Source organism: Rhizobacter sp. OV335 (assembly GCF_900142965.1).
GTDB lineage: Bacteria > Pseudomonadota > Gammaproteobacteria > Burkholderiales > Burkholderiaceae_C > Rhizobacter.
In genome coordinates this window covers 49,069-72,152 of the sequence record NZ_FRCQ01000016.1, presented here as the reverse complement: position 1 = coordinate 72,152, position 23,084 = coordinate 49,069, and the positions used below count along the sequence as shown (strand labels likewise).

Sequence of the window (23,084 nt, the reverse complement as noted above, 5' to 3'; positions counted from 1 at the left end):
GGATCGTGCCTGCGTTGGGCCTGAACTGATCCAGCAGATCTCTGGTGGCTTGGGCCTGAGCTGAAGCTTGGAGCATTTGCTCGCGCTGAGAGGTCAGCTGTTCCTGCAGTCGCCGGTTATCGAACATCGTCTACGCCGGTAGCCTCTATGGCCCGGACATCGGTCTGCTGAAATCGGTGAACGGCGGTGTCGACTGGTTCTCCACCTTCGCCAACCAGCCGGCGATTGCCTACGCAGCGCCGAATCCGTTTTTTCAGGGACTGTCAATCGACCCGACCGACCACCTGCACATCGTTGCCTCGATCCACGACAACTGCGCACACGAGTTCGCACCGATCTGCTTGATGGAGACTTTCAACGGGGGCACGACCTGGAATGCGATCAAGGGCCCGCCACAACTCCAGGGCTGGGCCGAGAGAGCCAGCCCCATCGTGCTCAATGCGAAGGAGCTCGTGTTCCGCACCTGGCTGGACGGGATGTATTACACGAATGACGGCGGCAAGAACTGGTCTTCGCTCGGAATCGATGGGTACTCCGTGCCCTACACCGCCAAGGACGGCTACACCTACCTGCCCGGCATCCGCGGCATGAATCGCACGAAGAACTGGCGCGACTGGACACCCGCTCACGGCGCGCCCAGTGGAGACGTGATCGCCGGAGATGGCGTGCGCATCTTCACGGCCTGGGACGACAACAACCCCAAGATGCAGGTCACGTTCGAAAACAACACCAGCGCATGGACTGCATTCCCGCTTCCCACCAACAACCCCAAACGCATTGCCAGCATGACGTACGACGCCGGACACAGCCTGCTGCTTGTGGGCGCCACCGGCGACGGCCTCTGGCGGATGGTCACCAAATGATGGCGGATGCGCTGCTGCCGGATGCACTGGAGAACGAGAACCCGTTGGGCATCGAGCGACTGGTGAACGGCGAGAAGACGCGCGACCGCGTGGCCTGAGATCGCACCCGGACCTCGAGGCCGCGCCCTACACGCTGTCTGCAGCCTGGCCTGCGAGGGTGCGGATGACGTACATGAAGGCCTGCACTGAGGTGCTGGGCTGCTCACCTTGCAGTGTGATCATCCCGAAGTCGGGCATGCGGTCTGGAAGCTCTGAGGCGATGCGCGTAAGAAGCCCACGCCGCACGTACTTGTCGACAAGCGCTGCGGGCTGCAGCGACAGCATGTTCGTGCTCTGCAGGAGCTCCAGCGCGAACAGGAATGACGGGGTCTCCACGATCCCGGAGGTGAGCGACAGGCCGGTGCTGCTGAAGATGTCATCCGACACCCTGCGCAGCGCCGTAGACATCGGATAGAGGATCCAGGGCCAGTGCGACAGTTCCACCCACCCAGGTGCGTGGTTTCCGCGCAGTGGGTGGTGCACACCCGCCGTGATCTGCAGGCCCTCGTCGGAGAGCTTCTCATACTGGAACTGGGCGCGCTGCGACTCGTCGGTGAAGCGGCCGATCATGATGTCGATCTTGCGTTCGGCGAGCCAGGTGATCAGCTGGTCGCTGCTCTGCTCGAGCACCTTCACGACGAGCAGCGGCCTCAGGCGCTGGAGCTCGGCAACCGCGGCAATCAGCAGGTGTGCGGCCGAACCCGAGATGGCGCCGATCGACAAGTGGCCATGGCCACCCTGCTTGAGCGTGCTGAACTCGTCGACGAACTTGCGATGGCCGTCCAGGGCCGCGTGCGCATAGCGCAAGGTGAAGAGGCCCAGCTCATTCGGCCGCATGCCGCGCGGCAGCCGATCGAACAGGCGCGACTCCAGCATCTCCTCGATGTCCACCAACACCTTGGTCGCGGCCGGCTGGGTGATGTGCATCTGCTCGGCCGTCAGGCGCAGATTTCGCGTCTTTCCGAGGATGTCGAGGAACTGCAGGTGCCTGAAACGCAGTCGCGAGACCTGCGCCAGCGCCAAGGGTTTCCCAGAAGGCTTGTCTGAACTCATCAGCATTTGGAATGGATGCTAGCGAAAAAGTCAGTGGACCGTGAACGGGGACTCTCCTAGCCTTCAGCCCCATCAAGAACCGCCCGACAGAGGGCCGGCGCGTCACAGCAGGGTGGGCGCGCCTGACGTACAACCTTTCGGAGACATCATGAAAATGCAATCACTTTGCGTGGCCGCAGCATTGCTGGCCACTCTGGCGGGCCCCGCTTCGGCACAGGTCAAGGACCACGTGTTCAAGGTTGGTACCGGCCTGAGCGAAGACCACCCCCAGGCAAAGGGGCTCAAGTACTTCGCGGACCAGCTGGCGGCCAAGAGCGGCGGCAAGATGACGGCGAGGGTCTTCACCAGTGGCTCGCTGGGCAACGACATCAGCATGACGTCCGCGCTGCGGGGCGGCACGCTCGAGATGACCATCCCCGACAGTTCCACGCTGGTGTCGCTGATCAAGCCCTTCGGCGTGCTGAACCTGCCCTTGACCTTCAACAACGAGAAGGAGGCCGATGCGGTGCTGGACGGACCCTTCGGCCAGAAGCTGCTGGCCACGTTGCCGGACAAGGGACTGATTGGTCTGGGCTTCTGGGAGAACGGCTTCCGGCATGTCACCAACTCGCGCCGCCCGGTGCTGCGCGCGGAGGACCTCGCTGGCCTGAAGCTGCGCGTCATCCAGAGCCCGCTGTTCCTGGACACCTTCAACACCTTGGGTGCCAACGCAACCCCCATGCCCTTCACGGAGCTGTACACCGCGATGGAGCAGGCGGCGGTGGATGGGCAGGAGAACCCGGCAGCGACCATCCTCGCCAGCAAGTTCTACGAGGTGCAGAAGCACATGGTGCTGTCGCGCCACATGTACAGCGCCTGGGTGCTGCTGTTGTCCAAGAAAACCTGGGACGGCCTCTCGGCCGACGAACGCAAGATCGTTCAGGACGCGGCCCGAGACGCCACGTTGCATGAGCGCAAGACCATCCGCGCATTTTCCGAGACGGCCTTGGCCGACCTCAAGAAGGCCGGCATGCAGGTCACCGAGCTGCCGCCGACTGAACACGCGAAGATGCAGGCCAAGCTGCAGCCCGTGCTGACCAAGTTCAGCAAGGAGTTCGGCGAGGACACGACGGCCGAGCTGAACGGTGAGCTGGCCAAGGTGCGCGGCGGCACGACTGCCGCGAAGTAGCCCGTTCCTCGTGGGGGCGGCGCAGCCACCCTCCATCCACGCTTCTCTCTCGCGGCCACGACCACGGCCAACGCCGAGGAAACCAGAATGAGTTCAACGACAACGGCGCTGCCGGTGCGCGCCGATGGCATGCACACCGTGCTGCCACAGGACGGCCTGGCCGGCACGTTGGTAGGGCGTGTCTGGCGCGCGGGCGCGCCGGCCGGCCCGTCCGTGGTGGTGCTGCGGCCGGAGGGTGTCTTCGACCTGAGCCGGCACTTCCCCACCATGAGCACGCTGCTCGACACGGCCCAGCCGGCGCAAGCCGTTCGGTCGGTGCCCGGGGAGTTGCTCTGCAGCGTCGAGGGGTTGCTCGACAACAGCGGTTCCGCTCGCCGGGACGACTCGGCACCCTGGCTGTTGGCGCCGTGCGACCTGCAGGTGGTCAAGGCCGCTGGCGTGACCTTCGCCTCGAGCATGATCGAGCGCGTGATCGAGGAGCAGGCGGGTGGCGACCCCAGCCGTGCACAGGGCCTGCGCAGCCAGGTGTTGGCGCTGATCGGCACCAGCCTGGCCGACATCCGCCCCGGCTCGCCGCAGGCGCAGGCGCTGAAGCAACTCCTGCAGCAGCAGAAGCTGTGGTCGCAGTACCTGGAAGTCGGCATCGGGCCCGATGCCGAGGTCTTTACCAAGGCCCCGGTGCTCGCGGCGGTGGGACACGGCCAGGACATCGGCATCCGCGCCGATTCGCGATGGAACAACCCGGAGCCGGAGGTGGTGCTGGCCGTCAACAGCCGCGGCGGCATCGCCGGGGCCGCGCTTGGCAACGATGTCAACCTGCGCGACATCGAGGGCCGCAGCGCGCTGCTGCTCGGCAAGGCCAAGGACAACAACGCGTCCTGTGCCATCGGCCCGTTCATCCGATTGTTCGACGACAGCTTCGGCCTGGACCAGCTGCGCCGCGAGACCGTCCACCTGCATGTCGTGGGTGATGACGGCTTCACGCTGCGCGGCATCAACACCATGGCCAGCATCAGCCGTGACCCGGTCGACCTGGTGGCGCAGACGACGGCCTGCCACCAGTACCCCGACGGCTTCATGCTGTTCCTGGGCACGCTGTTCGCGCCCACGGAAGACCGCGATGAGCCGGGCGGCGGCTTCACCCACAAGTTGGGCGACGTGGTCACCATCCACAGCCACTGGCTGGGCGGCTTGCAGAACCGGGTGACGCACTGCGAGGCCGCGCCGCCCTGGCGCTTCGGCCTGCGCGCGCTCTTCGGCAACCTGGCCGCTCGCGGCCTGCTGCAGGGGGCCCGGTTGTGATGGCCGCCCTGTACCTCGGGACGGCGCCATGATCGACAGCACCATCGATCGGTTCTGCCGCGCCTTGGACCTGCTGATCGCAGCGGCACTCGCAGTAATGGTCGTGCTCGTGTTCGGCAACGTCGTGCTGCGATACGCCTTCAACTCGGGCATCGCCGTCAGCGAGGAAGTCTCGCGCTGGCTCTTCGTGTGGCTGTGCTTCATGGGCGCGGTGGTGGCGCTCAAGGAAGGTGGGCACCTCGGCACCGACATGCTGGTGTCGCGACTTCCGGTGGCCGGCAAGAAGGCCTGCCTGTTGCTGGGCCACCTGCTCATGCTGTACGTGACCTGGCTGTTCCTCGACGGCAGCTGGCGGCAGGCCCGCATCAACCTCGACGTGGCAGCGCCCGTGACCGGTACACCGATGGCGGTCTTCTATGCCTCGGGCGTGATCTTCTCGGTCTGCGCCGGCATCCTGCTGCTGTTGCAGCTCGCGCGCCTGCTGACGGGCCACCTCTCGGAGGGCGAGCTCGTGAGGATCAAGGAGTCGGAAGAGCAGGCCGAACTCGAGACCCTGCAGGCCGAGCTGGTGCGCAACGACGCGCAGCCTGCGCACCCCCGTCCTGGTGACGTACCCCACGGGCCACGCGCATGACCGTCTTCATCTTCCTCGGCAGTCTGCTCGGCGCGATGGCGCTCGGCATTCCCATCGCCTACGCCTTGCTGGCCAGCGGCGTGGCCCTGATGTGGCACCTGGACCTGTTCGACGCGCAGATCCTGGCGCAGAACTTGATCAACGGTGCCGACAGCTTTCCCTTGCTGGCCGTGCCCTTCTTCATGCTGGCCGGCGAGATCATGAACGTCGGCGGGCTGTCGCAGCGCATCGTCAACTTCGCGCTGGCGCTCGTCGGCCACGTCAAGGGCGGGCTGGGCTACGTGGTGATCCTCGCGGCCTGCCTGCTGTCGGCCTTGTCGGGCTCGGCCGTGGCCGACGCAGCCGCGCTGACGGCGCTGCTGCTGCCCATGATGATCAAGGCGGGGCACGACAAGCGGGTCTCGGGCGGGCTGATCGCGGCGTCGGGTGTCATCGGTCCCATCATTCCGCCGAGCATCGGCTTCGTCATCTTCGGCGTTGCCGCCAACGTGTCGATCAGCAAGCTGTTCATCGCCGGGATCGTCCCCGGCATCATGATCGGCCTGGCACTGGCGTTGACTTGGTGGTGGGTGGGCCGCAAGGAGGCGCTGGTGCTCCCCCAGCGAAAGACCCGGGCCGAGATACTGATGGCGGCACGCGAGTCTTTGTGGGCGCTGATGCTGCCCGTGTTCATCCTGGTGGGCCTGCGCATGGGCGTGTTCACGCCCACCGAAGCGGCGGTTGTCGCGGCCGTCTACGCCCTGTTCGTCTCCACGGTGGTGTACCGCGAGCTGAAGCTGCAGGCGCTGGTGCGCATCTTCGTCACGGCGGCCCGCACCACGGCGGTGGTGATGTTCCTGGTGGCGTCGGCGATGGTGTCGGCCTGGCTGATCACGGTGGCCAACCTGCCCACGCAGGTGGTGGACCTGCTGCGCCCGCTGCTGGACAACCAGACGCTGCTCTTGATCGCCATCATGCTGCTGGTGATGCTGGTGGGCACGGCCATGGACATGACGCCCACCATCCTGATCTTGACGCCGGTGCTGATGCCTCTGATCAAGGCAGCCGGCATCGATCCCGTCTACTTCGGCGTGCTTTTCATCATCAACAACTCCATCGGCCTGGTGACGCCGCCGGTGGGCACCATCCTTAACGTCGTGGCCGGTGTCGGCCGCATGAAGATGGACGAGGTCACGCGCGGGGTGCTGCCGTTCATGGTGGCCCAGTTCGCGATGCTGTTCGTCATGGTCCTCTTCCCGCAGACGGTGCTCGTGCCGCTGCGCTGGTTCTATTGAAGTCCTGGTTCAACCCTGCGCTCGCACGAGCGCTTCCCCGTTCCACCGAATCATTGAAAGGATGGGAATGAACTCCAGCAGCCTGATCTTCAATGGCCTCGCGGCCCTCCCGGCGGCACTGACGATGGCGGCCGCCGCCCTGGCGGCTGACCGACCCGCGAATCCCGCGGACTGGCCGGCGCTGAAGGAGGTCTACAAGAACCACTTCCTCATCGGCAGCACGAATCTCAACGCCGCGAACTTCGGCGCGAACGTCGTGCCGGGCGAGGATTCGGTCGCGGCCATGACCGTGAAGCACTTCAACGCGGTGACGCCCAGCAACGCGATGAAGCCTGAGTTCTGGAGTGGCGGCATCGCCGACCCCGCCCCGGGTTTCCTGACCAACTTCACCTCGGGCATCAATGTGGACATCGGTGCCGCCAACACGCGCGGCGTCAAGGTGACCGGCCATACGCTCCTGTGGCACAACCAGTCGGCGCAATGGCCCGCCGCCAACGTCCTGACCCCGAACGGTGGATGGGAGACACCGTGGGACTACGCCATGGCCAGGACGAGCCTGGAGTACTACATCCGGATCGTGGCCGGCCATTTCGATCGGTCACCCCAAAAGACCTACGCCTGGGACGTCGTCAACGAGGCGTTCAAGGACAACCCCGAGAACCCGGCGGACTGGCGCAACGCGCTGCGCACCGGCTACAACCCGGAAGAGCGGCCTTCCCGCTGGGCCCAGGCCTACGCCAAGGGCGGCAAGAGCTGGGACTACATGTACGACGCGTTCTTCCACGCCCGCCAGAACACGACGGCGCTGCTGAACTACAACGACTTCAACGACAACGAGCGGGCCTCGAAGGCCACCGCGATCGCGTCGATGGTCAAGGAGTTCAACGAACGCTACGCCGCCGAGTCGGCTGCCGGCAGGGGCCGGGTCCTGTACGACGAAAGGGGCAAGCCCAGGCCGCTGGTCGATGTCATCGGGACCCAGGGCCACTGGGACATGAGGCTCAACCTGGACGCCTTCGAGAGGACCCTCAAGACCTATCTCGAGCTCGGCGTGAGCGTCGACCTGACCGAACTCGACCTGGCGCCGACCCTGGGCCTGGACAAGGCCCAGCGCATCCAGAACGGCCCCGAGATGAACGCGCTGTTTCTTGAGCAGGGCGTGCAGTACGCGAAGCTCTTCAGCCTGCTCAAGGAGTACGCCGCCGGCCCGGGCGGTCGCCACCCGCACTACAAGGGCGGCGTGCACCGGGTCACCTGGTGGGGCATGACGGACCCGGGGTACCACACCAACGGCTATCCGTGGTCGGCCGTCGGCCAGCCCAAGGAAGCGTACTGGGCCACCACGAACCCGGAGCAGTACCTCATCGATGCAGGCTTGCCGCCGAACGGTGTGAAGGCGACCTTCCGCTACGGCGGGGAGATCTTCGAGGCCAGGACCTGGGGCGGCAAGAGCGCGCACGCGATGCTCGACATCCACGTGCCGGTGGGAACGCGGCACGTCGCCTTCGGCGCGCGCGATGTCTCCCTGCCTCCTGGGTACGCCGTCGAGAACATGACCTTCAACCCGCCCGACTGCGCGGTGGTGCCCGGCAAGCCTTGCCATGTGACGGTGACCGCGCGGGGCCCGGCGCCAGCCGCTGCCTATCGGAACGTGGGGGTGGAGAACACCGCCACCTTCGTCCTGTCCTTCGGGCACATGACCGTTTCGTGGATGGACGCGCCGAACGCCTTGGCGTCGCCCTTGTCCTATGCCGAAGTCCGGTTCAGCGATGGCGACACCCGGTTCAAGCAGTACAAGACCTATTACGCAGCCGACGGCATGGCACGGGCATCCGGTGCGCGCGACGTGATAGTGGTGCAGAAACACGGTCGCGAGACGCTCATCCTGTCGCCGCACGATCCCATCTCCGGGCCCCTGGGACTTCGCTTGGCCAAGGACCCGTCGACCGAGAAGGCCTGGCGGCTCGTGAAGCGCTTCGAACCCGGCAGGACCTACATGGTGGCGTCCGCGACGACGGCACCGCATGACACCGGAGAACTCCGGACGAACGTGCTGACGAACAGGAGCAAGCCGGCGACGAGCACCTCGCCCGAATCGCTGTCCCGCACGCCCGTCGTGCTGCGTGGCGACACGCTGCTTCCGTTGCGCAACTCGAATGCGCCGACGAGCGAGCCGGCGCTGGCCCAGGACAACCACAAGTTCGTCTTCGAGGAGTCGAAGAGCCCCGCCGCCGGACCGTATGCGGCCGAGACCGGTCACACGATGGAAAGCTACATCCACGGCTCCAACGTGTACCCGCACCTCCTATTCAGGGGCAACGGCGCCACTGGCACGGTGGTGGCGGGCCAGTATTCGCTGATCACTCGACAGACGAACGGCCAGGAGGGTTCGCAGATCGCCGAACGGGTGTTGGACCAGGCGGTGTGGTTCAACACGCCTGTCGACCCGAGAACCGGTGAGATGAAGATGTTCCAGTACGCCGGCAGCAGCGCCAGCCCGCAGCACTACGTGCTGAACGAAGTGGCTGACGGCACCACGCCGAACCGCGACGCGAACAACGCCATCAGCCAACGGCAGGGCTCGGTGGGCGGGTTCGTCGCCCTGCAGGCGGGAAGTACGCAGGAGGGCAGCGGCGTCAAGCTGTACGCCTTCGAGATCCAGCCGTACCTTCCGGGCGATGTGGACGGTGACGGCCAGTTGACGTGCGCCGATGCATCGGCCGCGGCAAGCTCGCTCTGGAAGCGCGCGGGTCAGCATGGCTATCTCCGCAACGCCGACCTGGATCAGGATGGGTTCGTGGAGATGCGCGATGTGCTTGCTGTTCTGCAGCTGCTTCCGCCGCACATGCACTGTCGGTGAGTGGTCCTGGCGCGTGGAGATGCGGGCAGTAGTGGCCGGTTCAGCCGGTGGGGACACCCGGTACTCTGCATCGGGTGCTTTCGCTTCTGGACGGCCCGCTGGCAGAAGGTCCCGTGACGGCCGCCGACTGTTCGTGTCGTTTCGCTCATGCGAAGCGACCTGTCCGCGGTGCTGGTGGCGCTGGAGGGCACGCGACGCGGGCGAGTGAGCGTCGAGCACGTCCTGAACGTACTGGGCCGGTTGAACGCGGGGCCGCGAAGCAGGGTCACGGACTGATCTGTCATCGCGAGGCTGCGGTGCCCGCGTTTCAGGGGCATGTTCACAGCGGCGACATGGCGCCCGCATAGGCTTGCGGCTTTCCCTCCCGACGGAGCAAAGCTTGTCAGATTCTTCCACTCGACCCCACACCGCGCAGCGCCCACTGGACCCGGATCGACGCAAGTTGATCAAGATGGGACTGGCTCTTCCCGCCCTCAGCGCCGGTTCGCTCCTTGCCGCATGCGGGGGCGGTTCCGACTCGACGGACACCGTGCCGCCTGCGTCCCGGCAGGTTTCCAGCTTCGGGCTCGTCGTGCTGCCCGACACCCAGTTCTACTCGCGCTATGCAACCGAGGAGACCGGCAACCAGTTCGACAAGCGCTACGGCAGCACGCCCTACCTGGCGCAGACACAGTGGATCGTCGACAACGCAGCCGCGCTGAAGATCCCATTCGTCATCCACGTGGGCGATGTCGTCGATCAAGTTCAGAAGCCGCAGCAATGGCAGGTCGCGGATCGGGCCATGAAGGTGCTGGAGGACAAGAAGCTGCCGTATTCGATCCTGGCTGGCAATCACGACGTGCTGAGTGACATCGGCTACGAAGGCGACCAATCCGCAGGCACCGATGCCCAACGCGTACTGACCGATGAGCCGTATCTCCAATGGTTCGGCACCGAGCGTGCGAAGAAGCAAAGCACGTTCGGCGCACGTGACCCCAGTGGTTTCCACGAGTACCACGTCTTCGCCGCCGAGGGGCAGCGCTTTCTGGTGTTGTCGATGTCATGGCGCGCCTCCGACAACGGCATCGCGTGGGCCAACGGCGTGTTGAAGGCGAATCCCACCTTGCCGGCCATCCTGGTCAACCACGAACTGATCCGGATCGACGCGGACGGCGTTTCCCCGCTCGAGGTCGGCTACGGGCTCATGCTCTGGGAGCAACTGATCAAGCGCAACGACCAGATCTTCATGACCGTCAACGGCCACTTTCACGGCTCGGCCCGCAAGACCAAGATCAACGACTTCGGAAACGCCGTCGAAGAAATGGTGGTCGACTATCAGATGGCCTATCAGGGCGGCAATGGGCTGTTGCGCTTCTATGAATTCGACCTGACCCACAACGAGATCAAGGCCCTGTCTTTCTCGCCCTGGGTCCGGAACAAGCCCTCCGCCACCCTGAATGCCTTCGACCAGGTGATGCTGCGCGACGGCAACAACGAGTTCGTGATCAAGATGGACTTTGCCCGCCGCTTTGCGGGCTTCGCGCCGGATTTCAAGGTCGCCGCGCCAAGCGCCACATCGCTCGCAACCGTGGCCACGTCGATGATGCTCGATGGCTTCAAGGGCATTGTCGAGGTGCCGGCCGTTGCGCCTGCGAACGTCGAGGACTATCCGCATGTGGCCGAGACGGTTGCTCACTGGCGCTTCTTCGGTGGCACCGACGGCACGGCGCTTGCCGACCGCCAGGTCATCGCCGATGCCTCGGGCCGTGCCACCCACCTGACGCGGGCGGTGCTGACCGAGCCTGCCGGCAATGCGGCGCAATTGTCGGATCTCCAGTGGAGCCACGACCACCACCGGCTGTCGTCGGCCACCGGGAGCGTGCACTTCAGCAACACGGAGGGTTCGCGCCTGAGCTACTTCATGACGGATGCCGCGGCGGCCTTGAACAGCGCCACCTTCGACGCGACCGGCTACACCATCGAGGCATTCATCAAGCTCGACAAGTCCTGGACCACCCGCAATGCCTGGATGAACATCATGACGCGAGGCGGGTGGAACCGCAATTTCCCGGAATTCCAGGGATGGGATGCCTCGCCGCCCGTGCAATTTGCCATCTCCAACCTGAAGGAGGTGCAGTTCGAGGTCATTCCCCAACTGCCGGCACCGGATTCGGCGCGTGCCAACTGGTCCGGCGAGATCCTGCTGGACAGCTGGCTGCATGTTGCCGTCGTCAACGACCCGGTCGCCAAGGAGACGACCCTGTATGTGGAGGGCGCGCCCGTCCTGCGTAACACCATCGACACCGTCGGCCTGGCCTCGCAAGGTTTGCCTTGGGTGGTGGGGGCAGGCTACTACCAGGGCAATGGCCCCGGGGGCGGATTCCTGGGTGGCATGGGCGAGGTCCGCATTGTGGCCAAGCCATTGCCGCCATCACAGTGGCTGACGGCTCGCGCACGGCCCTGAGGAAGGCGTACGGGTCGTGTCCATTCAGCTTGGCCGGCTGAATCAGGCTCATGGGGGCTGCCGCTGACCGGCCAACTTGTTCAGTGGCTTCATCGGCGGGCGCAAGGCTCCTGCGTTGCATGGATCGGGTCAACATGACTTCGCTGTGCGCTTGCGACTGGCTGACCCTAGCCGAGAACGCTGCGCACGTGAAAGTCCGCTGCGCGTCGCAGACCTGTCCACCGATTGCTACTCCTGCCAATTGGCAGCATTCGGTGTCCAGCCACAAGCAGGCATTCGCAAATTCCCACTGCTTCCGGCAACCACCCTAGTCAGTCGCCCCGAACGGAGCACGTTGCTGTGCCCGTCCCCGGATCGACGTGGTCGGTGGCCTCGAGATTGGCCAAGGTCTCCATCGGGATCTCCACGGGGATTCGGACATCGCACGGGGGCGCTGCACACCACCACGCTGACTTACGTCACTTGGAGGGACCGCCCGAGTACCTAGACTCCGTCGCAGTATCGTTTGCGCACTCGGGGATGTGGACTCTGATCAACCAAACGCCCTTCGCGGCCGAACGCACCTTCGTGACCGACGAACGCGGTGCCGATGTGATGCTGGTGCTCGTGAAGGCCAGCTATCAGCTGATGCCTGACGGTCGCACCGAGGTGGATCCGCAGCAACTGCCTGTGTTCTTCGAGCCTCGTTTTCGCGGCGATCCGCACGTCTCATCGCTGCTGTCCGAAAGCGACCTGGATTTCCCGAAGCGGACCACCGACGTGCTGCTCGTCGGCTCGGCTCACGCGCCCGGCGGCGTTCCCTGCACGGAGGTCGAGGTGTCGATGCAGGTCGGTCCGGTGCGCAAGGCGTTGCGCGTCGTCGGGGATCGGGTGTGGAAATCCGGACTGCTCGGACCGCGTCCCGGCCCGCCCGTGCTGTTCGTGACGATGCCGATCACCTACGAGCGTGCGTTCGGCGGCCGCGAACAAGGCTCGCCGACACAATTCGAGCCTCGCAATCCCGTCGGCACGGGGTTTGCGCGCCACGCCGAGGGCATGCATGGGCAGCCGGTGGCCAACGTGTCATACGCAGGCCACGAGTTTGCACGCTGGGACGATCGCCCGGCACCGGCGGGTTTCGGCCCGGTGGCCCGCCACTGGCAGCCTCGCGCCGGACATGCGGGCACCTTCGACCTGGCATGGGAGCAAGAACGCTTTCCACTGAGGCCTCTGGATTTTGATCTGCGGTTCCACCAGAGCGCGCCGGCCGACCAACAGCCGCCTGGTCTTCCGCTCCCGCCTCGACGGTGCGCTCGTCGACCAGCCTGCCCAGCTGTACGCGGTGGTGCTGGAGCCCGACGTGTCGCGCCTCGTGATGCTCTGGGCCTCGGCCTTGCCCTGCCACGGCAAGAAATATCGGCTGGAGCGCACCGTCGTGCTGCGCAAGCCACGCGTCACGCTCGCATCGCTTCCTTCGCGAGCGGTTGCGCATGGCTGAATCGGCACACCTCGTCGGGCTGGGAGCACGAACGCCGGTAGGGCTGTCGCTTCCGGCGGCGAGCGCCGCGGTGCGCGCGGGCATCGCGGTATTCGGTGATCACGCCTACATGGTCGATTCGCATGGTGCACCGGTGCTCGTGGCCGCAGACGCACTGCTGCCGGCCGACATGCCGTTGACTGACCGCCTGGGCGAGATGTGCAGCGCTGCCGCGCAAGAGGCCACGCAATCGCTGCCGGCCGGGTGCCCCGTCCACGTGATGCTGGCGCTGCCGCCGCCGGATCGGCCGGGCGTGGAACCCGGGTTGGCTCAGCGTGTCTGGGCGGCCATCGACGCGGCGCTGCAAGGGCAAGTCGTCTACCGCTCGCGCAGCGTCGTCGCCGAGGGTCATGCGGGTGCACTGCGGGCCTTGGCAGGTGGCCTGAGCCTGCTGCACGACGATCCGCAAGCGCTGGTGCTGGTGGTGGCTGCCGACTCGTACCTGACCGCCGATGCGCTGGAGTGGCTGGAGCAAGGCCATCAGCTTTACCACGACGGCAATCCATGGGGCTTCATTCCCGGTGAGGCTGCTGGTGCCGTCCTGTTGGGCTCGCAGCGGCTTGTGTCCCACCTGCAGTTGCCCAGTTGGGGTCGATTGCTGTCCTGCGGTGCTGCGGTCGAGCACAACCTCATCAAGACCGAGCAGGTGTGCCTGGGCCAGGGCCTGACCGACGCGTTGCGCGGTGCACTCAGCCGGTTGCCCGAAGGCCGTCTCGTCGATCGCATGGTCTGCGACCTGAACGGCGAGCCCTACCGTGCCGACGAGTACGGCTACACCCGCGTGCGCCTCTCGCGGGTGCTGTCCGATCCCGGCGCCTTCCTGACGCCGGCGGAAAGCTGGGGCGACGTCGGTGCAGCCTCCGGAACGCTCTTCGTCGGGCTGGCTGCGATGGCCGCCACGCGCGCCCCGGACCACGGCGGTCACGTATTGGTATGGACGGGGTCCGAGAGTGGCCTGCGGACTGCCGCGCTGCTGGACCTTGAAACACCACAAAGGAGTCGTGCATGAGCGTCACTGTCTCGGTCAACTCGCTTTCCTTGTCGCACAAGGGCGCCAACGGCATTGCCGCGGCAACCGTGCCCGATGTCTGCAAGACCCCCTCCCCGGGGGGCCCGGTGCCGATCCCTTATCCGAACATCGCCCGCTCCGCGAGCCTCACCGACGGCACGACCACGGTGAAGGCCGACGGCGGCAACATGTGCGCGAACAAGGGCTCGAAGTACGCCAGCAGCAACGGCGACGAGGCGGGCACGGCCGGTGGCGTGAAGTCGGGCGTCAACATGAAGGCAGCCCAGTGGATTTCGTACTCCATGAACGTGAAGCTGGAAGGCCAGGCCGCGTGCCGCTTGTCGGACAAGATGACCAGCAACAACGAGAACACGGTGAGTCTCTGATGAACATCGAGTCCGCTGTCGTCGGCGATGCCCCCGCGGTCTGCGAGATCCAGTGCAAGGTCAACACCAGCGCCAAGAGGAATTGGGATTGCTGCGACCTGAAGCAGTTCTGTGCCAAGCTCGATTCGATCAACGAGCTGGGCGGGTGGGGCAAGCTCACCACCGATCCGGCCAGGATCCAGGACCGGAATGCGGCGCGCGGCGAAGCACTGTTCCGGCAGCGCTGGAATGAAGCGCCACTGGCTTGGCAGCCGATCCAGCACAAGTTCTATCACCCGTGCGCGTTCAGGCGGGCCGCTGCGACCGAGTTCCAGATGAACACCCGGGATTGGAACCCGGACCATGTCCACGACCTCCAATTCGGCGGCGCGGCGACCGACTTCAAGAACTTCAAGTGGCTGTCATCCAGCGTCAACAAGTCCCTCGGCCAGACGCTGACGCCCTACGACCCGGATCAGCATCCGGGCGGAGTCTCGGCCGACTGCTGTCCTGCCGAGGAAACTCACTGTCCGCCGAGCAAGGACGACACCGAGAACATTCTTGCCGCCTGATCTTGGCCCCTTGACCTTGGCCGCTTGACCCTGGAAACCCAACCGTGACCCCTGATCCCACTGCCACCATTGCCGCGCTGGTCTCGCGCATCTCGGAAAAGTTGGTCGAGCTCGACCAGTTGACCGAATTCGAGATGGACCACCCGCTCGGAGCGCCGGCATCTCCCGCTGACATCGCCGACTTCGAGCGCCGCATCGGCTTCACGCTTCCCGACGACTACAAGGCCTTCCTTCGCCTTCACGACGGCTGGGGCAACTTCAGCGGCGAGAACGCGTTGTTGTCGATCGCGGAGATGAGCGACGGCGAACTGCACGACCATGTGACCGGCTTCCAGGAGGAGATGCAGGCGGGCGGCGAGAACGCGCTGTCCCAGGGCCTGATCTTCGAAGCGTCGTTCACGACGCGTTTTTCGTACTTCGATCGTGCGGGCCAGGCCCAGTCCGGGCGTCTGGAGGTCGTGTACTGGAACAAGCGTGTGCTGGAGCGCTATGCGAGCTTCACCGACTACCTGGCGGACTACGAGAAGACACTCGACAAGTTCATCGCCGACGAGCGCGCCAACCAGCGCTGAGCGCGATGGCCGCCATGCAGGATGTTTCCGCGCTTCGGGTCGCACACCACCGCCACTGGCTCTGCTACGTGACGCCGACGTTGACGCTCTACCTTCGAGACGCGCCGACCCAGGCGGTGGCCCGGCGCATCATCGAGGTCTACCGTGCGCATTGTCCGACCGACCGGGTGAGGTTCGTCACGGGCGGTGATGCGCCAGCCTTCACCCCGCTGACGGAAGCATTCGGGCAGACGCTGGCGGCCCGGGTGATGGCCCGGATGGACCGGCGCCGCGATATCGGGCTGATGGTGTGGGATGGCCAGCTGCGCGAAAGCTGGTCGCTGACCATTCAAGGCGCGCCATTGCGCGACGGCGCCGAATGCGCGTCGTTCTGCCGTGTCGTGATGCCGAACGACGTTGCGCCGACCGTCATGGCTCGCATGGCGTGCGAGTTGGCCGACAGCACGGCGTTTCTTTCCGGCCACGCGGGCTTCGGCGCCGTCTTCAACGCCGACCTCAAGGCCACCGCCTTCGACCAGATCTACGCCTGGGCCAAACGCTACCCTGGCCTCGAGGTCGAAGACCTCAACGTCACGCTGCCGCACATGTTGGAGGGCATCAAGGGTGCGAACTGGCTGACATTGCTGGGCTCGGCCCTGGCCGAACGCGTGACGCCGGAATCATGGCAGGCGGTCGGACGACATGCCGACATCGCGCGGCTGTCGCAGGGGGTGGTGGTGAGGGCCGGCGACCATCCGGTGTTGGGAGACCGCAACCGAAACGCATGGCCAACCGAGGTGGCCGCGGTAGAAGCTGCTGTCGCCGGGATCAAGCTCCGGCAGCACGGCGAATTTGCCGGGCGGTTCGGCGAGGACGGCGGCGCCACGTTGGCGTGGTTGCAACGCTACCTGGACCGCGAGGCCTGGTAGTCAGTCTCGCCTACCGGGCGTGGATGGGCGGAAACTGGTCACCAACTCTTGTCGGATTACTCTGGCGCAGCGCTTCAGTCGTGTCGGCATGGTTGAATGCGCTTCGCTGCGCACCGGCAATCACAAGCAAATCATTTGAAGCGTCATTCTGGAGTTCTCCATGGAAATCAAGGTCAATTTTCTCGACAAGCTCCGTCTCGAAGCCAGGTTCGATGATTTCACGGTGGTGTCAGACCAACCCATCCGCTACAAGGGGGACGGCTCGGCGCCAGGCCCATTCGATTATTTTCTGGCCTCGTCGGCCTTGTGTGCGGCCTATTTCGTGAAGCTGTATTGCGTCACCAGAGATATTCCAACGGAAAACATTCGCCTGTCGCAGAACAATATTGTCGATCCTGAAAACAGGTACAAGCAGATATTCAAGATCCAGGTCGAACTACCGGCGGAAATTTCTGCCGTAGACCGTCAGGGCATCCTGCGCTCCATCGAGCGATGCACGGTAAAGAAGGTCGTGCAGGCCGGTCCTGAGTTCGTGATCGAGGAAGTGCAGAATCTGGATGCCGATGCCCAGTCGCTGCTGACGGTGAATCCGGCCGCTGACGCGAACACCTGTATCCTCGGCAAGGATTTGCCCCTGGAACAGACCATCGCCAATATGTCCGGCGTATTGGCGAACTTGGGCATCAAGATTGAAATTGCATCCTGGCGCAATATCATTCCGAATGTGTGGTCACTGCATATCCGCGATGCCCATTCGCCCATGTGCTTCACCAATGGCAAGGGGTCGACCAAGGAAAGCGCCTTGGCGTCGGCCCTGGGGGAATATATCGAGCGCTTGAGCTGTAACCACTTCTACGCCGGCCAGTTCTGGGGTGAGGACATCGCCAACGCGGAATTCGTGCATTATCCCGGCGAGCGCTGGTTCCAACCCGGCGCCGACGACGCGCTACCGGCAGGAATCCTGGATGACCACTGCCTGGAAATCTACGATCCCGAAGGCGAGCTGCGTGCCTCGCACCTCCACGACACCAATTCCGGCAATGTGCAGCGCGGCATATGCGCGCTGCCGTACATCCGGCAGTCGGACGGCGAGGAGGTGTATTTCCCCAGCAACCTGGTGGAGAACCTCTACGTCAGCAACGGCATGAGCGCGGGCAATACGCTGGCCGAAGCCCAGGTGCAATGCCTGTCGGAGATCTTCGAGCGCGCGGTCAAGCGGGAGATCCTCAACGAGGAAATCGCGCTGCCGGATGTGCCGGACCGGGTCCTGTCGAAATACCCCGGGATCGTTGCCGGCATCAAGGGCCTGGAGGAGCAGGGCTTCCCCGTGCTGGTGAAGGACGCCTCATTGGGCGGGCAATATCCCGTGATGTGCGTCACCTTGATGAACCCTCGCACAGGCGGTGTATTTGCTTCGTTCGGCGCCCATCCTCGTTTGGAGGTCGCTCTGGAGCGCAGCCTGACCGAGCTGCTGCAGGGCCGCAGTTTCGAAGGCCTGAACGATCTGCCGCGGCCAACTTTCAACAGCAAGGCGGTGACCGAACCCAACAACTTTGTCGAGCACTTCATCGATTCCAGCGGCATCGTGTCTTGGCGCTTCTTCAGCGCCAAGTCCGACTTCGAGTTTGTCGAATGGGATTTCTCCGGCGCTGGCGAGCATTCCAATGCGGACGAAGCGGCCGGATTGTTTCGCATCCTGGAGGAGATGGGCAAGGAGGCGTACATGGCCGTGTACGACCAACTGGGCGCGACCGCCTGCAGAATCCTGGTGCCGGGTTATTCGGAGGTGTATCCGGTGGAAGACCTGGTGTGGGACAACACCAACAAGGCGCTGTTGTTCCGCGCCGATGTCCTGAATCTGCACAGGCTGGACGATGCCAGCCTGGCATTGCTGCTCGAGCGGCTGGAGAACAACGAGCTGGATGACTATGGCGACATTGCCACCCTGATCGGAATCGAGTTCGACGAAAACACGGTCTGGGGCCAGCTCACCGTGCTGGAGCTGAAGCTGCTGACCCGTCTGGCGTTGAAGCAGTTCGAAGAAGCGCAGGAGCTGGTGGGCGCCTTCCTGCAATACAACGACAACACCGTCGAGCGTGGGCTGTTCTACCAAGCGATGGATGCCGTCCTGGAAGTGATGCTGGACGAGGACCTGGAGCTGGACGATTACGAGTTCAACTTCCGGCGGATGTTCGGCAGCGCGCGCATGGATGCCGTGATGGGGTCGGTCGATGGCAGCGTGCGTTTCTTCGGGCTCACGCCGACGAGCATGCGACTTGAAGGCCTCGACAGGCACCAGCGCCTGATGGACAGCTATCGCAAGATTCACACGGCACGGGCGCAGATCTAGACGAGTACTGCATGGGCGCAAACCCTGTTCTTCCGGCTGATCGAGAATGACAGAGGTAAGCTGAGGCATGAAGCTCGGTTTGAAGATCGCTCTCACGCTCGGGGCCCTCGGCCTCGCCGCTGCGGCCGCCTGGTTCTGGTTGGCGCGCCCCGCCCCTGTCATTCCTGCAGCCACGGCACCGCCGCAGCCCGCGCCCGCCCAGGTGGCTGCCGCCCCGCAGGCGGCCAGCTCGAGCATCCAGCACCCGATCGAGAACCTGCAGGCCGACCCCGCAGCGGCCCCGGCCGACCTCCCTTCGGCGGTGACGGCGCTGTTCGGTCGCGAGGCGGTGCTGGCGCTGTTCCAGATGAACGACCTGCCCCATCGCGTGGCTGCGACGGTGGATGGCCTGGGTCGCGAGCAGGCGTCCCCGCGCCTGTGGCCGCTCAGTCCCGCCGCAGGCCGCTTCACGGTCGAGCGCCATGGCGACGGCGACACCATCAGCGCCGACAACGGCCAGCGCTACACGCCGTACGTGCTGCTGCTGGAGAAGGTGGACCTGCGGCAGGCCGTCGCGCTCTACGCGGCGTTCTACCCGCAGTTCCAGCAAGCCTACGAAGACCTCGGCTACCCGGGCGTGTACTTCAACGACCGGTTGGTCGCGGTGATCGACCAGTTGCTGGTCACGCCCGACCCCGCCGTGTCGATCGGCGTGCACCTGCCGACCGTCAACAGCCCGGTGCAGCCGACGCGGCCGTGGGTGCTGTACGAGTTCAACGACCCGGCGCTGCAGGCGCTGAGTGCCGGCCAGCGCCTGATGCTGCGCACCGGGCCGGTCAACGAACGGCGCATCAAGGCGAAGCTGCGCGAGCTGCGGCGCCTGATCACGGTGCCGGCCGCTGCATCGGGCCCGCGCTGAGCGCGGACGGGACTCGCAACCTCGCTCAGAACCTCGGCGTGCGCCCCGAGAAGCCGGCGTCGTACTTGCGCATCTGGGCCAGGTCGTCGCGGCTGCGCACGCCGCAGGCCAGGTACTGCGAATGCAGTTCGGCCAACTTGCCGCGGTCGAGTTCGACGCCGAGCCCCGGCGTGCCGGGCAGGCGCACCGCGCCGTTCTCGAAGGCGACGCGGCCGCCCCGGATCACCTCCTCTTCCTGCCACGGGTAGTGCGTGTCGCAGGCATAAGTCAGGTTCGGGATGCTGGCCGCCACGTGGGTCATCGCCATCAGGCTGATGCCCAGGTGCGAGTTCGAATGCATCGACATGCCCAGATCCCACAGCGCGCACATGCGCGCGAGCGTCTGCGTCACGCGCAGCCCACCCCAGTAGTGATGGTCCGACAGCAGCACCCTGACCGCGCCGGTTTCCGCCCCCTTGCGGAAGTCGTCGAGCGTCGTGATGACCATGTTGGTGGCCAGCGGCAGGCGGGTGTGCCGGGCGAGCTCGGCCATGCCTTTCAAGCCCGGCGTCGGGTCTTCGTAGTACTCGAGCAGCTCGTCGAGCTCGGGCGCGGCCCGGATGCTGGTCTCGAGCGACCAGTTGGCGTTCGGGTCCAGCCGCAGCGGCAGGCCGGGAAAGGCCGCGCGCAGCGCTCGCATGCAGGCGATCTCGTGTGCGGGCTCGAACACGCCCCCCTTCAGCTTGATGCTTTGAAAGCCGTACGCGTCGATCATGCGCTGCGCCTGCGCAACGATCTGCGCCGGGCTGATGCCCTCGCCCCAGGCGTCGGCCGCATAGGGCCGCTCGATGTGTTCGGCGTACTTGAAGAACAGGTAGGCGCTGTAGGGCACGGTGTCGCGCACGGCACCGCCCAGCAGGTCGACGATCGGCGCCCCGAGCAGTTGCCCTTGCAGGTCGAGCATGGCCACTTCGAAGGTGCTGGTCACCTTGGCGGCGTTCTTCGCGGTGTGCGAACCGGGCGCCAGCTCGAACTCGATGGCGCCCGGGCTGGGCCGGATGGTGGCGCGCACGCGTTCTTCCATTCGGTTGAGGTCGAACGGCGACAGGCCCAGGACCAGCGCCTTCGCCTGCGCCAGCACGCGCAGCATCGGCTCGTCGCCATAGGTCTCCGAAATGCCGACGCGGCCGTCGCTGGTCTCGAGTTCGACGATGGAGCGCAGCGCCCATGGCTCGTGGATGCCGGCGGCATTGAGCAGCGGGCCGTCGCGGAAGGCGATCGGCGTGATGCGGACGTCGGTGATGCGGATGTCTCGGGTCATGGCGGGGTCTCGGTGGGAACTCAGTTGGCGGTGGCACCGGATTTCTTCACCAGCGCCCCCCAGCGCGGGATCTCCCGGGCCATCAACGCCGACAGCTCCTCGGGCGTGCCGCCGACGAGCTCCATGCCCAGTTGCCCGCCCAGCTTGGCCTGCACGTCGGGCATCTTCAGCGCCCTGGCAATCTCGGCATGCAGCCGGTGCACGACGGCCTTGGGCGTGCCCTTGGGGGCGTAGACCGCCTGCCACGACGACATCTCGAAGCCAGGCACGCCCGACTCGATCATCGTCGGCGTGCTCGGCGACAGCGCGATGCGCTTGCCCGTCGTCACCGCCAGCAGCTTCAGCTTGCCGGACTGCAGCAGCGGCAGCGCAGCCGTCATCTGGTCGAACATGAAGGTGACCTGGCCTGCGGACACGTCGACCATCGCCGGCGGCGTCCCCTTGTACGGCACGTGCGTGAGCGGCACGCCGATCAGGTCGGCGAACAGCTCCCCCGCCAGGTGGGTGGAGGTGCCGGCGCCGGACGACGCGAAGGTGCGCCGCTTCTCGTCCTTCTTGAGCAAGGCGATCAGCTCCGCCACCGAGTTCACGCCGAGCGCCGGGTCGACCAGCAGCACGTTGGGCAGCGTGGCCACCAGGGCCACCGGCTCGAAATCCTTCACCGGGTCGTAGGCGAGGTTCTTGTAGAGGCTGGCGTTGATCGCGTGCGTGCTGATGGTGCCGCCGAACAGCGTGTACCCGTCGGGTGCGGCCTTGGCGGCAAAGCTCGCACCGATGCCACCGCCCTGCCCGGGCTTGTTGTCGACGACCACGGTCTGCTTCAGCGCGAGCTGCAGCTTCTCTGCGAGGACACGCCCGACCACGTCGGTGGAACCGCCGGCCGTGAAGGGAACGATGTAGGTGATGGGTTTGGCCTGCGGCCACTCCGGCGTCTGGGCCGTGGCGGTGCCGGCGAGGGCCAGGGACAGTGGCAACGACAGTGGCAACGACAGTGGCAACGACAGGAAGGACACGAGGGTTCGACGATTCAAGGCAGTCTCCGGTGGTGGCAAGGTGGGCCGCGCTGCATCGGCTCGGCCCGTTGACCCGAAGTGAAGCACTAATATATTAGTGTGTCAATGCACCGACCCCACCGCTAGAATGCGCTCCATGCCTGCCTCGTCCCCCAGCCGTTCCGCCGCCCTGGATCGCTCGCGCCATGCGGCTCCGCAGGTCTTCGAGCGCCTGCGCGACCTGATCCTGTCGCTGGAGATGGCCCCTGGCACGGTGCTCTCTCGTGCCGACCTGGCGGCGCACTTCGGCCTCAGCCAGACGCCGGTTCGCGATGCGCTGATCAAGCTCGGCGAAGAGGGCCTGGTGGACATCTTTCCGCAGCACGCCACGGTCGTGAGCCGCATCGATGCGGCGGCCGCCACGCAGGCGCAGTTCCTGCGCCGCTCCATCGAGGCCGAGGTGGTGCTCACCCTGACCGGGCATGCCGACGCCGTGCTGCTCAGCCAGTTGCGCGCGCAGATCGACGTGCAGACGGCGTTGACGGGCAGTACGGCGTACCTCGATTTCATCGCGGCCGACCGGGCGTTCCACCGGCTGATGTATGTCGCCGCTGGCGTGCCGGACCTGTTTGACCTGGTGCGCAAGCACAGCGGCCACGTCGACCGCCTGCGCATGCTGAACCTGCCCTCCCTCGGCAAGCAGCGCACGATCGTGCGCGACCACCGCCGCATCGTCGACGCCATCGCCAGCGGCGACGCCGCCGCGGCGCAGGCGAGCTTGCGCGATCACCTCTCCGGCACGCTGGGGCAGATCGACGCAATCCGCCTGGCGCATCCGGACTACTTCACGGCGTAGGGAAGCGCGGTCAGCCACAGACCCGCCGCCAGCAGGGTCGCCTGTTCAGCCTTGAGCAGCCTGCTCGCGGCACCAAGACCTTAGACTGCCCCGACCATGACCGACGCCCA

General features: G+C 65.5%; 19 protein-coding genes and 1 pseudogene. 16 read left to right on the top strand and 4 right to left on the bottom strand.

Annotated features, from left to right (window positions below; all coding sequences use genetic code 11):
• Positions 1–176: 176 nt before the first annotated feature.
• Positions 177–863: a hypothetical protein gene (locus BUE42_RS17580; RefSeq protein WP_073466541.1), complete on the top strand. Its 687-nt coding sequence runs from the start codon at positions 177–179 to the stop codon at positions 861–863.
• A 126-nt stretch (positions 864–989) separates the two neighbouring features.
• Here BUE42_RS17580 and BUE42_RS17575 read toward each other — a convergent pair whose 3' ends face one another.
• A complete protein-coding gene (locus BUE42_RS17575; protein ID WP_073466610.1) occupies positions 990–1,955 on the bottom strand; it encodes a LysR family transcriptional regulator in 966 nt (321 codons plus the stop codon).
• Positions 1,956–2,103: 148 nt separating this feature from the next.
• Between BUE42_RS17575 and BUE42_RS17570 the strand changes: the two genes are divergently transcribed.
• The 6 genes from BUE42_RS17570 (at position 2,104) to BUE42_RS17545 (ending at position 11,636) form a co-directional block, all read left to right on the top strand.
• Entirely contained in the window at positions 2,104–3,123 is a 1,020-nt protein-coding gene (locus BUE42_RS17570; RefSeq protein ID WP_143171579.1) for a TRAP transporter substrate-binding protein, read from the top strand.
• An 87-nt stretch (positions 3,124–3,210) separates the two neighbouring features.
• Positions 3,211–4,425 carry a fumarylacetoacetate hydrolase family protein gene (locus tag BUE42_RS17565; RefSeq protein ID WP_073466537.1) on the top strand — a complete coding sequence of 405 codons (1,215 nt, stop codon included), beginning with the start codon at positions 3,211–3,213 and terminating at the stop codon, positions 4,423–4,425.
• 28 nt (positions 4,426–4,453) lie between these two features.
• Complete coding sequence (locus tag BUE42_RS17560) at positions 4,454–5,059, top strand: TRAP transporter small permease (RefSeq protein ID WP_073466535.1); 606 nt, start codon at positions 4,454–4,456, stop codon at positions 5,057–5,059.
• Positions 5,056–6,333, top strand: a complete 1,278-nt coding sequence (locus BUE42_RS17555) for a TRAP transporter large permease subunit (protein ID WP_073466534.1) — start codon at positions 5,056–5,058, stop codon at positions 6,331–6,333. The genes BUE42_RS17560 and BUE42_RS17555 overlap by 4 nt, the downstream gene beginning before the upstream one ends.
• Before the next feature lie 67 nt (positions 6,334–6,400).
• Entirely contained in the window at positions 6,401–9,193 is a 2,793-nt protein-coding gene (locus BUE42_RS17550) for an endo-1,4-beta-xylanase (protein WP_073466532.1), read from the top strand.
• A gap of 451 nt (positions 9,194–9,644) precedes the next feature.
• Positions 9,645–11,636: a LamG-like jellyroll fold domain-containing protein gene (locus tag BUE42_RS17545; RefSeq protein ID WP_083614234.1), complete on the top strand. Its 1,992-nt coding sequence runs from the start codon at positions 9,645–9,647 to the stop codon at positions 11,634–11,636.
• On the opposite strand, the pseudogene BUE42_RS33795 reads toward BUE42_RS17545, so the two are convergent.
• A pseudogene (locus BUE42_RS33795) lies at positions 11,626–11,709 on the bottom strand (transposase domain-containing protein); the annotation flags it as partial. The gene BUE42_RS17545 and the pseudogene BUE42_RS33795 overlap by 11 nt on opposite strands.
• 446 nt (positions 11,710–12,155) lie before the next feature.
• Here BUE42_RS33795 and BUE42_RS17540 point away from each other — a divergent pair.
• The 8 genes from BUE42_RS17540 to BUE42_RS17505 all read left to right on the top strand — a co-directional run bounded on the left by BUE42_RS17540 (position 12,156) and on the right by BUE42_RS17505 (position 19,826).
• Positions 12,156–13,154 carry a DUF2169 family type VI secretion system accessory protein gene (locus BUE42_RS17540; protein ID WP_073466529.1) on the top strand — a complete coding sequence of 333 codons (999 nt, stop codon included), beginning with the start codon at positions 12,156–12,158 and terminating at the stop codon, positions 13,152–13,154.
• Positions 13,106–14,161, top strand: coding sequence for a hypothetical protein (locus BUE42_RS17535; RefSeq protein WP_143171568.1), 1,056 nt, complete (start codon positions 13,106–13,108; stop codon positions 14,159–14,161). Before BUE42_RS17540 ends, BUE42_RS17535 begins: the two co-directional genes overlap by 49 nt.
• Positions 14,158–14,547, top strand: coding sequence for a DUF4150 domain-containing protein (locus BUE42_RS17530; RefSeq protein WP_073466525.1), 390 nt, complete (start codon positions 14,158–14,160; stop codon positions 14,545–14,547). The genes BUE42_RS17535 and BUE42_RS17530 overlap by 4 nt, the downstream gene beginning before the upstream one ends.
• Positions 14,493–15,098, top strand: coding sequence for a hypothetical protein (locus tag BUE42_RS17525; protein ID WP_143171567.1), 606 nt, complete (start codon positions 14,493–14,495; stop codon positions 15,096–15,098). The genes BUE42_RS17530 and BUE42_RS17525 overlap by 55 nt, the downstream gene beginning before the upstream one ends.
• A 44-nt stretch (positions 15,099–15,142) precedes the next feature.
• Positions 15,143–15,670 (top strand): SMI1/KNR4 family protein, encoded by a 528-nt coding sequence (locus BUE42_RS17520; RefSeq protein WP_143171566.1) that lies wholly within the window; start codon positions 15,143–15,145, stop codon positions 15,668–15,670.
• A gap of 5 nt (positions 15,671–15,675) precedes the next feature.
• A complete protein-coding gene (locus BUE42_RS17515) occupies positions 15,676–16,578 on the top strand; it encodes a type VI immunity family protein (RefSeq protein WP_073466520.1) in 903 nt (300 codons plus the stop codon).
• 160 nt (positions 16,579–16,738) lie between these two features.
• On the top strand, positions 16,739–18,928 hold the full coding sequence (locus tag BUE42_RS17510) for an OsmC domain/YcaO domain-containing protein (RefSeq protein ID WP_073466519.1): 2,190 nt from the start codon (positions 16,739–16,741) through the stop codon (positions 18,926–18,928).
• A gap of 67 nt (positions 18,929–18,995) precedes the next feature.
• On the top strand, positions 18,996–19,826 hold the full coding sequence (locus BUE42_RS17505; protein WP_073466517.1) for a DUF3014 domain-containing protein: 831 nt from the start codon (positions 18,996–18,998) through the stop codon (positions 19,824–19,826).
• 25 nt (positions 19,827–19,851) lie between these two features.
• Here BUE42_RS17505 and BUE42_RS17500 read toward each other — a convergent pair whose 3' ends face one another.
• Both BUE42_RS17500 and BUE42_RS17495 read right to left on the bottom strand, forming a co-directional pair.
• Positions 19,852–21,126, bottom strand: a complete 1,275-nt coding sequence (locus BUE42_RS17500; RefSeq protein ID WP_073466516.1) for a glucarate dehydratase family protein — start codon at positions 21,124–21,126, stop codon at positions 19,852–19,854.
• 20 nt (positions 21,127–21,146) lie between these two features.
• A complete protein-coding gene (locus BUE42_RS17495) occupies positions 21,147–22,106 on the bottom strand; it encodes a Bug family tripartite tricarboxylate transporter substrate binding protein (protein ID WP_369822977.1) in 960 nt (319 codons plus the stop codon).
• A 169-nt stretch (positions 22,107–22,275) separates the two neighbouring features.
• Here BUE42_RS17495 and BUE42_RS17490 point away from each other — a divergent pair, with 169 nt between their 5' ends.
• Positions 22,276–22,974, top strand: coding sequence for a GntR family transcriptional regulator (locus BUE42_RS17490; RefSeq protein WP_143171565.1), 699 nt, complete (start codon positions 22,276–22,278; stop codon positions 22,972–22,974).
• Positions 22,975–23,084: the final 110 nt, after the last annotated feature.